Here is a 14922-nt window from a genome sequence, read left to right on the forward strand (position 1 = left end):
ACAATTCCTTGCAGTGGTGAAGCGCAGGTCTATCGGTGCGGGCATTTTACTGTGCGCCCGCCATCCATGCGGGCGCACGGTTCAAAAGAATCAGGCTTCGGCCTTCTTGCCGAATTCGGGATCGATCTTGACCAGCGCGGCCATGATGAAAGCGGGAATGGTAGCGATGCAAACCCAGATGAAGAAATGCTGGTAACCGAGCATTTGCTGGATCCAGCCGCTGGCCATGCCCGGCAGCATCATGCCCAGGGCCATGAAGCCCGTGCAGATGGCGTAATGGGCCGTTTTATGGGCGCCATCGGACACCATGATCATGTACAACATATACGAAGCGAAACCGAAGCCATAGCCAAATTGCTCCAGGGCGATGCCACTGGCAATCACATAGATGCTGCTGGGCAAAGCGGTGGCCAGATAGACAAACACCAGGTCGGGCAAGTGGACGGACAGCACCATAATCCACAGGCAACGTTTCAAGCCGAAGCGGGAAATGATGAATCCTCCCAGCAAGCCGCCCAAGGTCAGGGCGATGACGCCGATGGTGCCGTAGACGAGGCCTACCTGTTCCGTGCTGAGGCCCAGGCCGCCCTTGGCAACGGGGTCGAGCAGGAAGGGCGCGGCCAATTTGAGCAGTTGCGCTTCGCCGAGGCGGAACAGCAGCAAGAAGCCCAGGATGACGAGAATATCCTTCTTCTTGAAAAAGGAGGCAAAGGTGGCGACAAACTCTTGCAGAGGAGAAATACCGGCGCCCTGGATGCTGGGGCGGTCATCCTGCGGTTTCGGCAAGACAAAATAGTGGTACAGGAAGAGGGCGATGAACAGGCCAGATAAAATGGCAAACACGACGGACCAGGCCAGCTGCACATTGCCCGTCGCATGCGTCAGATAGCCAGCCAGATACACGAGGCCGCCCTGGCCGGCGATCATCGCCAGGCGGTAAAACGTGCTGCGCACGCCGACAAAGGCCGCCTGCTGGTGTTCTTCCAGGCCCAGCATATAAAAACCGTCGGCGGCAATATCATGCGTGGCGGAACTGAAGGCCATCAGCCAGAAGATGGCCAGACTGATCTGGAAAAAGTGCGGCAGCGACGTCGTCAGGGCCACCAGCGCCAGCGCGGCGCCGATCACCAGCTGCAAGCCGACGATCCAGAAGCGCTTGGTGCGGTACATGTCGATAAAGGGCGACCACAGGGGCTTGATGACCCACGGCAAGTACAGCCAGCTCGTATACAGCGCGATATCCGTATTGGAAAAACCGTAGTTCTTGTACATGATCACGGAGAGTGTCATGACCACTACATAGGGGATGCCCTGGCCAAAATACAGGGAAGGGATCCACAGCCACGGCTTATTTGACGGCTTATTTGCGCGCGCCGGGACGGTTTGTTTCACTAGCTCCATACATCCTTCGTTGTCTCCCAGACAGAAGAATGCCGCGCCATCGGATCACGCCGCCAGTGCCGCCCGCACACTGCCGTCCGCGCCGGCCAACAATGCCTGTGCCTGGTTTGTGTTGATTTTTTTGATCAAGGCAACAATCGCCACCTTGACGTGATAGTGGCATTGCTCCAGCACGGTCCTGGCCTGCACTTCGCTGGCGCCGGTGGCGTGCATGGTGAGACGCACCGCCCGCCAGATCAGCTTGGCGTTGGTCGGCTTCAAGTCTACCATCAAGTTTCCGTAAGTTTTATGCAAACCGACCATCAGCGCGCTGGAAATCGTGTTCAGGGTGATTTTTTGCGCCGTGCCCGCTTTCAGGCGGGTGCTGCCGGAAATGACTTCCGTGCCCGTGTCGAGCACGATGCCGCATTGCGCCTCGTGCGCCACGGGCGCATCCACATTGTTGGCGATGCCTATCGTCAAAGCGCCCGCCTTGCGCGCGGCCAGCAGGGCGCCCAGCACATACGGCGTGGCGCCGGAGGCGGCCAGCAGGATCACCACGTCATTGTCTTGCGGCTGCAGGGACAGCAAGTCCGCCTCGCCTTGCTGTAAATCATCTTCCGCCCCTTCGACAGCCGTGAACATGGCGCCCGCACCGCCGGCCAGGATGGCGACGGCCCGCTCGGGCGGCCACGAAAACGTGGGATTGAGTTCGACACTGTCGAGTACGCCCAGGCGGCCCGACGTGCCCGCGCCCACGTACAGCAGGCGGCCGCCGGCAGCGATGCGGGGCAGGGCGGCCGTGATGGCCGCAGCGATGTCGGGCGACGCCAGCCGCACGGCCTCGACGGCCCAGAACTGGTCATCGACCAGCGCCGCCACCAGTTGCTCCACCGGATACAGGTCCAGATCCGGATGCCGCCGGCTCGGAGTTTCAGTTTTCAACATGATTTCAGAACATGGTTGACCGTGAAACCAGTTTAATACCAACGAGCGGGATCAACCATGAAAGGATGGCGGGCGGGCATAACGGGAGTTTATGGCTGGCGCAGGAACGTGATGATGTCCTTACTTGTACTTCGATACGCTCCCGTTTGTGTCTATACTTGGGTTCGACGCCAACATCCACGACACGCCCCATGATCGCTCGCCAATTGCTGTTCCTGTTTAGCGCCCTTGGCGCCATCAACGGCATTTTCCTGGCCGTCTATTTTTTCAGCCGCCGGCCCCGCTGCCTGGCCGACTGCATGCTGGGGGCATTGCTGCTTGCCGTCGGGGTGCGCACCGCCAAGTCCGCTTTCCTCTACTTCAACCCGGCGATCGCAATCGAATTCCGCCAGTTGGGCCTGTCGGCTTGCCTGCTGATCGGTCCCTTGACCTATCTCTATGTGCGCTCTTTCTTGGCCGGGCTCGCGCAATTGCCTGCTGGACAACAATGGCGTTGGCACCTGGGCTTGTCCTTCCTGCTGATCGGCATTGGCGTTGCCTTTCCGTATTCCGCGTATCGTTCTGTATGGAACCAGTCGAGCCATGCCATTCATGTGTTCTGGCTATGCTACCTGCTGGCAACCGCCAGGCTGCTGTGGCAAAGCCGCCGCGCATGGTGGAACGAGGGACAGCGGATGGCGACCAGCAGCGTGCTCCTGCTGAGCGTCTTTGCAGGCAGCTGCGTCATGCTGGCGGCGTACGCGAGCACGCCGTTCACGTCCTATATCGTTGGCGCCTTGTCATTCACCTTCTCGCTGCATGTGGCGGTGATGGTCTTTCTGCTGAGAAAGGAAGGCTTGACACCATCCGAGCCCAAGCAGAAGTACCAGAATAACCGCCTGGCGCACGAAGATACGCTGGCCGTGCTTGCCGCGCTGGAACAACAGATGAGCGGACAGAAATCCTATCTGAATCCGAATCTGACCCTGGCCCAACTCGCCAAGCGGGCGGGATGCACGCAGGCGCAGGTGTCGCAGGTACTGAATGACAAGCTGGGCAAGAGCTTCACGACCTACGTCAACGAATACCGTATCGCCGAAGCGAAACAGGTATTGACCGACGAGCCGCAATGGAACATGGATACCGTCGCCGAGCGCTGCGGGTTCAATTCCAGTTCCACCTTCTACTCGACCTTCAAGAAAGTGGCTGGACAGACGCCCGCCAGCTTCCGGGCTCAATCCAGCCCGGCGGCCAGGGCCATTTCCGCATGAAAGCACTCCGGAATCGCCATTTCGGAGTCTGAAATCGTGTTTGGCGACATCCATTCCCCTGCACTTCGATAAATTATCGAGCACCAGCGATCTGAAATAGTCGTTGCTCCGATAAACGCAGTTCTATATGCAGGGTACATCCATGATTCAGTTTTTATTGCGAACGATACTCGCCTGTTGCTTCCTGAGCATCACCGCCGTCGGCACCGCCGCAGACCAGGACGAAAATGCCATCCGTGAAACCGTGCGCTTGTATATGCATGGCACCAGCTTTAACGTACAAAGCGAGATCAACCAGGCCTTCCATGCAAGTTCCCGCCTTTACCTGGACGGCAAAAACGATGCGGAATGGGAGTTGAGCGGTCCGGAATACGCCAAACTCTTTTCCCAGGAGAAAACAGGGCAATTCAACGGGCGCCACGGGCGGCTGATCAAGGTGGATGTGAGCGGCAAGGTGGCCACCGCCAAGGCCGAGATCCACATTCCTGAACAAGGGGTCCGCTATGTGGATGTCTTTCTGTTGAAAAAGATCGCCGGCAACTGGAAAATCGTCAGCAAGTCGGCCCATCGCGAGCCAGCAGCCCCGCGCCACGCACGCAAGGTGCTGCTGGTGGTGTCGAATGTGCATCAATATCCAGGCACAAAGGTTAACGCTGGCAATAATTTTCCGGAGATCGCGTATACCTATGATGTCTTTCGCAAAGCGGGGTACGCCGTCGACTTCGTCAGTCCCGAGGGGGGCGCCATTCCTCTGGAAATGATCGTCACGTCGGACGAGCTGCTCAAGAAACACCTGTACGACAGTGATTTCATGTGGGCACTGGCCCATACCAAGCCCGTCTCCGAGGTCAGGGCGGACGAGTATGCGGGCATGGCTTTCGTCGGCGGCGGCGCGGCCATCGTCGGCATCCCGGACAACAAGCCGCTGCAGGACATCGCCTTGCGTATCTACGAACAACAGGGTGGGGTGATCGCGGCCATCTGCCATGGCACCGAGGGCATCAAGAACCTGAAGCTGCGTGACGGTACTTTCCTGATCCAGGGCAAGGTGCTCACCTCGTTCCCCGATGCGTTTCTCAACAAGGAATCGCCGGTCTACAAGGCCTATCCTTTTTCGGCAGAAGCGAGCATCAAGCGCCATGGCGGCATATTCAGGCACGGCGCCAACGGCAAGAGCCACGTCGAGGTCGATGGCCGACTGGTGACCGGCATGAGCTGGGAAGCGTCCGTCGGCGTGGCGGAATCCATGATCCGCCTGATCGAGCAGTAAATCTACGGAGCGCGGCGCATTTCCGCCACAAAATCGTAATGATCGCTGCGGCAATACGAATGCGTGAGTTCCACCGCTTCGCCCGACTCCAGGTAAGCGATGCGCGTAATGAACAGCACGGCCTGGCCATCGGGGATGCCCAATTGCTTGGCAAGCACGTCCGTCGCATTCATGGCGCGGATGTGCTGCAAGGCGCGCACGGGGGCCTTCTTGATGCTGCTCAAGTATTCATACAGCGAGTCACCCATCGCCTCAGGCTCCGGCACCACGCTGAACGGCAAGACGCTCACTTCATATGCCATCACGACGTCATCGGCCAGGCGCAGGCGCTCCAGGCGCGCCACTTTCGTGTTCTGCGCCAGGCCCAGGCTCAGCTGTTCATCGCTGCTGGCGATGACGACTTCGCGCTTGAGCCAGCGCGAGCCGGGGCGGTAGCCGCGCTGCTGCAGCTGCTCGGAAAAGCTCGACAGGTTCGACAGTGGCTGCTCGATGCGCGGGGCAATATAGTTGCCCGAACCGCGGCGGCGCACGACGAGGCCTTGCTCGACGAGCTGGTCGATGGCCTTGCGGGCAGTCACGCGCGATACGTCGAGCAGTTCGGACAGGGTACGTTCGGATGGCAGGGCCTGGTCTACCTGGTAGCGGCCGTTGCGTACGTCATCGCTCAGCTTGCGGGCGATCTGCATATATAAAGGCGAATTGTCATTTAAATCGACCTTGAGTTCTACGCTGGTCTGGCTCATACAGTTCTCCTTGTCCTCCTAGTGTAATAGCGATGGCGCCTGCGCGTAGCCCGTCCACCCATGAATAAATGGAAAATGACCATAAATAACGGTTATACACTTAAAAAAACAATGTTTTACCGTACGTATAGCTTTGCATTATAGATAAATAAGCAATTTTCATTAGCGCAGTAAACCATCGCGCCCTATGCTGGTGGCGCCTCCACCACACCGCGAAACAGGGAACATGCACAATAAAATGACGGGTTTACTGGGCTTGTTGCTGCTGGGTACGACGTGGACGGCGCTGGCCGCCCCGCCCGGTAGCGGCAAGGATCAGCAGCGCGCGCTCGATGCCACGTTGGCCGCCATCGTCGATGATGCGGCCCACCCGCTGGCCAGCCTGTCCGTGCTGGCCATCCGCCACGGCAAGGTGTCGTATCAACAACAATTTGGCTACCGGCGTATCGACGCCACGCCGACAGAGAACTTGCCCGTGACGCCAGCCACCCTGTTCCGCATCGCTTCCGTCTCGAAGATGATGACTACCCTGGGCCTGATGCGGCTGGTCGAGCAGGGCAAGCTGAGCCTGGACCAGGACGTGGGCATCTATCTGGGTTTCTCCCTGCGCAACCCGCATTTCCCCCAGCAACCGTTGACCTTGCGCAGCCTGCTCAGCCACACTTCCTCGCTGCGCGATGCGGGCGGCTATGCCTGGGGGCCCGAACGCAGCTTGCGCGACGTATTTACGGCCGGCACCGATACGATGTGGGATGCGGCCGCGGCGCCGGGCCGCCATTTCACGTATGCCAACCTGAACTGGGGCGTGATCGGCACCGTGATGGAAAAAGTCACGGGCGAGCGCTTCGACTTGCTGATGCGGCGCCTGCTGCTCGATCCCCTCGATGTGCGCGGCGGCTACAATCCGGCCGCCTTCCCGACGGAGGATGTGGCAAACACGGCTACCCTGTACCGCAAGCGCACGCTCGACACGGAGATCTGGCAGCCACACGGCCCCTGGATCGCGCAAGCCGATGATTTTTACCAACGCCCACCGGCCGCGCCAGCCGGCCTCGAACGGTATGTGATCGGCAGCAATGCCACCGTCTTCAGCCCCACGGGCGGCTTGCGCATCTCTGCTGCGGGCTTGGGCACGGTGATGCAGATGCTGCTCGACGGCGGGCGCTATCAGGGAAAACAACTATTGCAGCCGGCCAGCATCGCGCTGATGTTTGGCCGCCAATGGCAGCTGGCGCCGGACGGACGCAATGGCGACAGCGAACGGGGCCTGTACCACGCCTGGGGCCTGGGCAACCAGCAATTCGATGCGGTGGCAGGGCAGGGCAACCGCCTGGTCGAGGGTGCCAGCTTCACGGCCGTGGGCCACTTGGGCGACGCGTATGGCCTGGTCTCTGCCTTCGTGCTCGATTTCAAGAACAGGAACGGCATGGTGATGCTGGTGGGCGGCACGGGCAGCGATCCCGAACACTATCCTGGCACGTATTCCGCCATGGGGCGCAACGAGGAATTGATACTCACCGCGCTATACCGTGGTGCGATTGACAACAATCCATCCTTGCATTGAAATGGTGCATTCCTGAAAGTTATGGCTGCACCATGATGTTTCATTGGCTGCGCCGACGGCCAGCCTCTAAGCTCTTCCCGAATGCTTCCGCACCATGGGAGCGCAACGCAGCGAGGCAACATGCAGCAACAAGTCATCATCATCGGCGGCGGCATCGTCGGTCTGACATCGGCCTGGTGGCTGGCCGAGGCCGGCTACAGGGTCACTGTACTGGAACGCAATGAACAAGTGGCGATCGCCGCCAGCTACCGCAATGGCGGCCAGCTCAGCTATCGCTATGTAGCGCCCCTGGCGGACGCGGGCGTACCCTTCAAAGCCTTGCAGTGGCTGCTGCAGAAAGACGGTCCGCTGCGCTTCCGTCCCGAAGCGGACTGGCGCCAATGGCGCTGGATGGCCAGTTTCTTGCGTAATTGCAACAGCGCCAGCAATGCCCGCACGACGGCCAAGCTGCTGCAACTGGGAGAATGGAGCCGCGCCGGCATGGCGCAGCTGGAGCTGACCGTGCCGCCCGAAGCGTATGCCTGGCGCGATGCGGGCAAACTCATCGTCTACCGTTCACCCGCCATCTTTCAGCGGGCCGTGGCGCGGCCCGAGTCGGAAGAGGCGCGCATCGTCCTGTCGCCGTCTGAAGCCGTGCAGCGCGAACCGGCGCTGGCCGCCTTGCAGGGCGCCATGGCGGGCGGTATTTTTACGCAAGGCGAGGCGGTGGCCGATTGCCACGCCTTTTGCCTGGCGCTGGAAGCGCGCCTGCTGCAGCACCCGAATTGTTCGCTCTTATTAAAAGGCGAGGCGCGCCGCCTCGTCACGCACAAGGGCAGGATCACGGGCGTCGATACGAGCCTGGGCTTGCTGCAAGCGGATCACTATGTGCTGGCGGCCGGCATCCAGAGCCGCGACCTGGCCGCCACGGCGGGCATCTACCTGCCCCTGTACCCGCTGAAGGGCTACAGCCTGACGGCGCCCATCCGCGCGCGCGACCGGGCGCCCGAAATCAGCATCACGGATTTCGAACGCAAGGTACTGTATGCGCGCATCGGTGGCGACCTGCGCGTGGCCGCCATGGTCGACATGGTGGGCGCCGACAACAGCATCGACTGGGGCCGCATCGCGGGCCTGACGCGGCTGGCGCGCGAAGCCATGCCGCAGGGCGCCGACTACGACCAGGCCACGGCCTGGGCCGGTTTGCGCCCCGCTACGCCGAACAGCGCGCCGCTGGTGGGCGCCAGCAAAGTCGGCAATCTGTGGCTCAACGTGGGCCACGGTCCGCTGGGCTTTACCTTTGCCGCCGGCACGGCGCGCATCCTGGCCGACCTCATGGCAGGCAAGGCGCCGCCGTTCGCGCTGGACTTCCTCAGCCCCACAAAGTAGCCAGGCAAGGCGCGGCGCACGCGCCGCTGCCGATATGGCGGATAATTGCGGAACTTTTCAGTTCCCTCTTTTCTGTTCCTGATTGCCAGCGCATGCCCACACTCTCGACATCTGCCGCCTGCCCCTGTGGCGGCGCCTCCTACGCCGGCTGCTGCGGCCCGTATATCGCGGGCGACGCCTTGCCGCCCACGGCCGAAGCCCTGATGCGATCGCGCTACACGGCGTTCACCCTGCGCGACGAGCCCTATCTGCTTGCCACCTGGCACGCCAGCACCCGTCCCACCGACGCTTTATTTGCCGAAGAAGAAAAAGTCCACTGGCTGGGACTTGAGGTAAAATCTGCTTTACGTTTACGTCAACGTAAAGCAGTATCAGCAGATCAAGCCGAAGAGATACACCGCGACAGCGTGGAATTCGTGGCCCGCTACAAGGTCAACGGCCGCGCGCACCGCCTGCATGAAGTGAGCCGCTTCGTGCGCGAAGCGGGCGAGGGTGAGGGCAGTGGCGCCCTGCGCTGGTTTTATCTCGACGGCAGTTTTCCCGAATAGCGCGACCCGAGAGACCGGGCGATAATAAAAAGGAACCGCAATGCCGCACATCGAAAGCAAACTCAATCCGCGTAGTGAAGATTTCAAGGCCAATGCCGCGGCCATGCAAGCCATCGTCGACGATTTGCGCGACAAGGTCGAGAAAATCGCTGCCGGCGGCGGCGAAGCGGCTGCCGCCAAGCACCTGGCGCGCGGAAAGCTGCTGCCGCGCGACCGCGTGCAGATGCTGCTCGATCCCGGCACGCCCTTCCTCGAGTTTTCCCAGATGGCGGCCTATGCCATGTACCAGGACGCCAAGGGCGTCGATGCGGCGCCTTCCGCCGGCATCATCACCGGCATCGGCAGGGTCTCGGGCCAGGAATGCGTCATCGTGTGTAACGACGCCACCGTCAAGGGCGGCACGTATTACCCGATGACGGTGAAAAAGCACTTGCGCGCCCAGGAAATCGCCGACCAGAACAACCTGCCCTGCATCTACCTGGTCGATTCGGGCGGCGCCAACCTGCCGAACCAGGACGACGTCTTCCCCGACCGCGACCATTTCGGCCGTATCTTCTACAACCAGGCGAACCTGTCGGCCAAGGGCATCCCGCAGATCGCCGTCGTGATGGGCTCTTGCACGGCCGGCGGCGCGTACGTGCCGGCCATGAGCGATGAGTCGATCATCGTCAAGGAGCAGGGCACGATTTTCCTCGGCGGCCCGCCGCTGGTGAAAGCGGCCACCGGCGAAGTGGTGACGGCCGAAGACCTGGGCGGCGGCGACGTGCACACGCGTTTGTCCGGCGTGGTCGACCACCTGGCGCAGAACGATCTGCATGCACTGTCGCTGGCGCGCACCATCGTCTCGAACCTGAACCGCACCAAGCCGCAACAGATGGCGATGCGCGAGTCCGTCGAACCGAAATATCCGACGCAGGAACTGTATGGCGTGATCCCCGTCGATACGCGCAAGCCCTTCGACGTGCGCGAAGTGATCGCGCGCATCGTCGACGGCAGCGATTTCGACGAATTCAAGGCCCGCTACGGCACCACCCTGATCTGCGGCTTCGCGCATATCTATGGGGTGAAAGTCGGCATCATCGCCAATAACGGCATCTTGTTCTCCGAATCGGCCCTGAAAGGCACGCATTTCATCGAATTGTGCTGCCAGCGCAAGATCCCGCTCGTCTTCCTGCAAAACATCACGGGCTTCATGGTGGGCCGCAAATACGAAAACGAGGGCATCGCCCGCAATGGCGCCAAGATGGTCACGGCCGTCGCCACGGCTGCCGTGCCGAAATTCACGGTGATCATCGGCGGCAGCTTCGGCGCCGGCAACTACGGCATGTGCGGCCGCGCATTTTCCCCCCGTTTCATGTGGATGTGGCCGAATGCCCGCATTTCCGTCATGGGCGGCGACCAGGCCGCCTCCGTGCTGGCGACCGTCAAGCGCGACGGCATCGAAGGCAAGGGCGGCGAGTGGAGCGCGGACGAGGAAGCGGCCTTCAAGCAGCCGATCAAGGAGCAATACGAACACCAGGGCCACCCGTACTACGCCACCGCGCGCCTGTGGGACGATGGCGTGATCGACCCGGCCGATACCCGCATGGTGCTGGGCCTGGGCCTGTCGGCCGCCTTGAACGCGGAAATCCCGGACACGAAGTTCGGCGTATTCCGCATGTAAGCGGCATTCAGGGAGAAGAGAATGGAATTTGACACCTTAAAGCTGGTCATCGAGGGCAATGTCGCCACCGTGACCCTGAACCGCCCCGACGTGCGCAATGCCTTCAACGAGACGACGATCGCCGAACTGGCGCGCGCCTTCGAAGGCCTGGGACGCAGCGACATGGTGCGCGCCATCGTGCTGGCGGCGAATGGCGCGGCCTTTTGCGCCGGTGCGGACTTGAACTGGATGAAGAAGATGGCAGGCTACACGCATGCCGAAAACCAGGCCGACGCGCTGCAGCTGGCGCAGATGCTGCGCACGATTTACCTGTGTCCCAAACCCGTCGTGGCGAAGGTCCAGGGCGACTGCTATGCGGGCGGCATGGGCCTCGTCGCCGCATGCGATATCATTCTGGTTGCGGAAGACGTGCATTTCTGCCTGAGCGAAGTGCGGCTGGGACTGATTCCCGCCACTATTTCACCGTATGTCATCAAGGCCATGGGCGAAAACGCGGCACGCCGCTATTTCCTGACCGCCGAGCGATTCTCCGCGCAAGAGGCGCTGCGCATCGGCTTTGCCCACGAGGTAGTCGCTGGCGACGCGCTGGACGCGAAAACGGCCGAGGTGCTCAAAGCGCTGACGGGCAACAGCCCGCACGCGGTGGCGCAAGCAAAAACGCTGGTGCGCGAGATCGTTGGCCAGCCGGTCGACGATGCGCTGCTGGCCGACACGGCCGAGCGCATCGCGCAGATCCGCGCCTCGGAGCAGGGACGCGAAGGCGTGCAGTCCTTCCTCGACAAGCGCAAGCCGAGTTGGCTCATGGGCTAGCAATATCATTGGAGCAGTTTTGAAAGCAGAAAAACAATCGGGCTGGGTCGAACGCAGTCTGCGCAGCGTGTGGCATCCGTGCACGCAAATGCAGCACCACGAGACTGTACCGCTCATCCCCGTCAGCCATGGCCGCGGCGCCTGGCTGTATGACCACGAAGGCCGACGCTACCTGGACGCCATCAGCTCCTGGTGGGTGAACCTGTTCGGCCACGCGAATCCGCGCATCAATGCGGAACTCAAGGACCAGCTGGACCGCCTGGAACACGCGATGCTGGCCGGTTTCACGCATGAACCGGTGATCGAACTATCGGAGAAGCTCTCCGCCTTGACGGGCGGCGTGCTTGGCCACAGCTTTTACGCGTCCGATGGCGCATCGGCCGTGGAAATCGCCCTGAAAATGAGTTTTCACGCCTGGCGCAACAGCGGCAAGAGTGAAAAGCAGGAATTCGTCTGCCTGAAAGGCAGCTACCACGGCGAAACCATCGGCGCGTTGGCCGTCACCGACGTCGCCCTGTTCAAGGATGCCTACGGCCCCTTGCTGCGCGCCACGCAGACGGTGATGTCGCCCGACTTCCGCCAGGCGGCCGAGGGCGAGTCCGCCCAGGACGTGGCGCGCCGAGCCGCCGCCGAAGTCGAACAGCTTTTCCAGCAAAAAGCGGACAAGATCGCCGCCATCATCATCGAGCCGCTGGTGCAGTGCGCCACCGGCATGGCCATGCACGACCCGCTGTACCTGTCGCTGGTGCGCGCCCTGTGCGACCGTTATCAAGTCCATTTGATCCTCGATGAAATCGCCGTCGGCTGCGGCCGCACGGGCACCTTCTTCGCGTGCGAGCAGGCCGGCATCTGGCCCGATTTCGTCTGCCTGTCGAAAGGCATCAGCGGCGGCTATCTGCCCCTGTCCCTGGTGATGACGCGCGAAGACATCTACCAGGCCTTCTACAGCACCGATGTGCGCCGCGGCTTTTTGCATTCGCACTCGTACACGGGCAATCCGCTGGCCTGCCGCGCGGCGCTGGCGACGCTTTCCATCTTCGAGGAAGACGACGTGCTGGCCACCAACCGCGTGCGCGCCGACAAGATCACGCAAGCGCTGGCGCCGCTGGCGCAGCATAACAAGGTAAAAAACTTCAGACAACAGGGCATGATCTGGGCGTTTGACGCCGTCGATGCGGCACCCGACTTTTCGCGCCGCTTCTTCAGCACGGCGCTGGAACACGAACTGCTGATGCGCCCCATCGGCTCCACCGTCTATCTGATGCCGCCGTACATCCTCGACGACGAGGAAATCGCGGGCCTGGGCCAGCAGACGCTGGCCGTCTTCAATCATGTGATCGGGGCCTGAGATGGAACTGATCGCGCGATTACAACAGCAGCTGCAAGGACTGGAAGAGCGCAGCCTGATCCGCCGCCGCCGTACCGTCGACACGCCGTGCGCGCCGCGCCTGACGGTGGACGGGCGCGCCATGCTGGCCTTTTGCAGCAATGACTACCTGGGCCTGGCGTCGCATCCGCGCATCGTCGCCGCGCTGAAAGAGGGCGCCGACCTGTATGGCGCCGGCAGCGGCGCTTCGCATTTGATCAGCGGCCATAGCCGCGCCCACGCGCAGCTGGAAGAACGGCTGGCCACATTTGTCGGCGCCAACCTGGAACAGGCGCGCGCGCTGTATTTCTGCACCGGCTACATGGCGAATCTGGCCGTGCTCACGGCCCTGTCGGCGGGCGACCCGGACGCGGAAATCTTCTCGGAAGCGCTGAACCACGCCTCGCTGATCGATGGCACGCGCCTGGCCCGCGTGAAGACACGCGTGTATCCGCACGCCGACCTCGATGCCCTGGCGGCCCTGCTGGCAGCCAGCACGGCACAAACGAAAATCGTCGTCACCGACAGCGTCTTCAGCATGGATGGCGACCTGGCGCCGCTGCCCGCGTTGCTGGCCCTGTGCGAACAACATGGCGCCTGGCTGGTGGTCGACGACGCGCACGGCTTCGGCGCGCTGGGAACCCATGGCCGCGGGGCGCTCGAACACTTCGACCTGCATTCGCCCTACCTCGTGTACGTGGGCACCCTGGGCAAATCGGCCGGCGTGGGCGGCGCCTTTGTTGCCGCGCATGAGGCCGTGATCGACACCCTGATCCAGAAGGCCCGCCCGTACATCTTCACCACGGCGGCAGCGCCGGCGCTCGCGCATGCGCTGCTGGCCAGCCTCGACATCATCGCCGGTGAAGAAGGAAAACAACGCCGGATGCACCTGGCGGCGCTGGTGGCGCAATGGAACGACGGCTTGCAGCTGCAGCGCTGGCAAGCCTTGCCATCCGTGACCGCCATCCAGCCCGTCATCATTGGCGAGAATGCGGACATGCTGGACATCGCCGCCACCCTGTACCAGCAGGGCCTGTGGGTCGGTGCCATCCGCCCGCCCACCGTGCCAGCGGGGACGGCGCGCCTGCGCGTGACCCTGTCGGCCGGCCACACGGCGCAGGAAGTGGCGCAATTGATCAACGCAGTCAACACCCTGGAAAGGAATCGCCATGAGCCTTGATGATCCTATCGTGGCGGAAGTGCTGGCGGACCTGGCGCCGGCCGTGCAGCCGGCTCCGGCCGCCACCGGCCTGCCATCGCGCTTTGCCTGTTTCGTCACCGGCACCGACACGGAAATCGGCAAGACATTGACGTCGTCGGCCCTGCTGCACGCGCTGGTGGCGCGCGGCGTGCGCGCCTGCGGCATGAAGCCTGTCGCCGCCGGCGCCGAAATGCGCGACGGCGAACTGCATAATGAAGACGCCGACAGCCTGATCGCCGCCGGCAACGTCACCATGCTGCGCAGCCTGACGACGCCCTACATGCTGAAGGAGCCGGCCGCGCCGCACATCGCCGCCGCGCTCGAAGGCGTCAGCATCGAATCGGTGCCGATTCTGGCCGCCTACCTGGAAATCGCCGCCGCCTCGGACGCGGTCGTGGTCGAAGGCGTGGGCGGATTCCGCGTGCCGCTGTCTCCCGGCTTTGATTCGGCCGACCTGGCGCAGCAGCTCGATCTACCCGTGATCCTCGTGGTCGGCATGCGCCTGGGCTGCATCAGCCAGGCCTTGCTGACGCTGGAAGCCGTCGAGGCGCGCGGCTTGACGGTCATCGGCTGGGTCGCCAACACCCTGGAAGTGGAAATGCGCTTCCTCGACGAAAATATCGATGCGCTAATCGAGCGCATCCCCGCGCCGCTGCTGGGCAAGGTGCCGCGCCTGGCGCAACCGAGCGCGGAAGCGGCGGCGGCGTATCTCGATTTCAGCGGCTTGCCGAACTGGCCGGCGCAGCAGTCGCAGAACTAGACCAAACAATTAAGCCAAACAACTGAACGTACTCAAAAATAGAAGCGAAGG

The 14922-nt window shown here is 62.3% G+C and carries 13 protein-coding genes; 10 read left to right on the forward strand and 3 right to left on the reverse strand.

What is annotated here, in order from left to right; all coding sequences use genetic code 11:
- Positions 1 to 90: 90 nt before the first annotated feature.
- On the reverse strand, positions 91 to 1401 hold the full coding sequence (locus U0004_RS00930) for an MFS transporter (protein ID WP_070257916.1): 1311 nt from the start codon (positions 1399 to 1401) through the stop codon (positions 91 to 93).
- A 45-nt stretch (positions 1402 to 1446) separates the two neighbouring features.
- Entirely contained in the window at positions 1447 to 2328 is an 882-nt protein-coding gene (locus U0004_RS00935; protein WP_070257915.1) for an N-acetylmuramic acid 6-phosphate etherase, read from the reverse strand.
- A gap of 191 nt (positions 2329 to 2519) precedes the next feature.
- On the opposite strand from U0004_RS00935, the gene U0004_RS00940 reads away from it, so the two are divergent.
- Complete coding sequence (locus U0004_RS00940; protein ID WP_070257914.1) at positions 2520 to 3578, forward strand: helix-turn-helix transcriptional regulator; 1059 nt, start codon at positions 2520 to 2522, stop codon at positions 3576 to 3578.
- Between the two features lie 142 nt (positions 3579 to 3720).
- Positions 3721 to 4848 carry a nuclear transport factor 2 family protein gene (locus U0004_RS00945; protein WP_070257913.1) on the forward strand — a complete coding sequence of 376 codons (1128 nt, stop codon included), beginning with the start codon at positions 3721 to 3723 and terminating at the stop codon, positions 4846 to 4848.
- Between the two features lie 2 nt (positions 4849 to 4850).
- Here the strand turns inward: U0004_RS00945 and U0004_RS00950 are convergent, their stop codons facing one another.
- Positions 4851 to 5591 carry a GntR family transcriptional regulator gene (locus tag U0004_RS00950; RefSeq protein ID WP_034782800.1) on the reverse strand — a complete coding sequence of 247 codons (741 nt, stop codon included), beginning with the start codon at positions 5589 to 5591 and terminating at the stop codon, positions 4851 to 4853.
- Positions 5592 to 5829: 238 nt separating this feature from the next.
- Between U0004_RS00950 and U0004_RS00955 the strand changes: the two genes are divergently transcribed.
- From U0004_RS00955 to bioD, 8 genes are all read left to right on the forward strand, one after another.
- Positions 5830 to 7155 carry a serine hydrolase domain-containing protein gene (locus U0004_RS00955; protein ID WP_081345743.1) on the forward strand — a complete coding sequence of 442 codons (1326 nt, stop codon included), beginning with the start codon at positions 5830 to 5832 and terminating at the stop codon, positions 7153 to 7155.
- Positions 7156 to 7236: 81 nt separating this feature from the next.
- A complete protein-coding gene (locus U0004_RS00960) occupies positions 7237 to 8523 on the forward strand; it encodes a D-amino acid dehydrogenase (protein ID WP_071653707.1) in 1287 nt (428 codons plus the stop codon).
- A gap of 92 nt (positions 8524 to 8615) precedes the next feature.
- A complete protein-coding gene (locus tag U0004_RS00965) occupies positions 8616 to 9071 on the forward strand; it encodes a YchJ family protein (protein WP_070257911.1) in 456 nt (151 codons plus the stop codon).
- Positions 9072 to 9111: 40 nt separating this feature from the next.
- Positions 9112 to 10734, forward strand: a complete 1623-nt coding sequence (locus U0004_RS00970; RefSeq protein WP_070257910.1) for a carboxyl transferase domain-containing protein — start codon at positions 9112 to 9114, stop codon at positions 10732 to 10734.
- 21 nt (positions 10735 to 10755) lie between these two features.
- Positions 10756 to 11544: an enoyl-CoA hydratase/isomerase family protein gene (locus U0004_RS00975; protein WP_070257909.1), complete on the forward strand. Its 789-nt coding sequence runs from the start codon at positions 10756 to 10758 to the stop codon at positions 11542 to 11544.
- A gap of 19 nt (positions 11545 to 11563) precedes the next feature.
- Positions 11564 to 12892 carry an adenosylmethionine--8-amino-7-oxononanoate transaminase gene (bioA, locus tag U0004_RS00980; RefSeq protein ID WP_070257908.1) on the forward strand — a complete coding sequence of 443 codons (1329 nt, stop codon included), beginning with the start codon at positions 11564 to 11566 and terminating at the stop codon, positions 12890 to 12892.
- 1 nt (position 12893) lies between these two features.
- Positions 12894 to 14090: an 8-amino-7-oxononanoate synthase gene (gene bioF / locus U0004_RS00985; RefSeq protein WP_070257907.1), complete on the forward strand. Its 1197-nt coding sequence runs from the start codon at positions 12894 to 12896 to the stop codon at positions 14088 to 14090.
- Positions 14080 to 14871, forward strand: a complete 792-nt coding sequence (gene bioD, locus U0004_RS00990; protein ID WP_034782791.1) for a dethiobiotin synthase — start codon at positions 14080 to 14082, stop codon at positions 14869 to 14871. The genes bioF and bioD overlap by 11 nt, the downstream gene beginning before the upstream one ends.
- Positions 14872 to 14922 lie beyond the last annotated feature (51 nt).

The organism is Janthinobacterium lividum, from assembly GCF_034424625.1.
Lineage (GTDB): Bacteria > Pseudomonadota > Gammaproteobacteria > Burkholderiales > Burkholderiaceae_D > Janthinobacterium > Janthinobacterium lividum.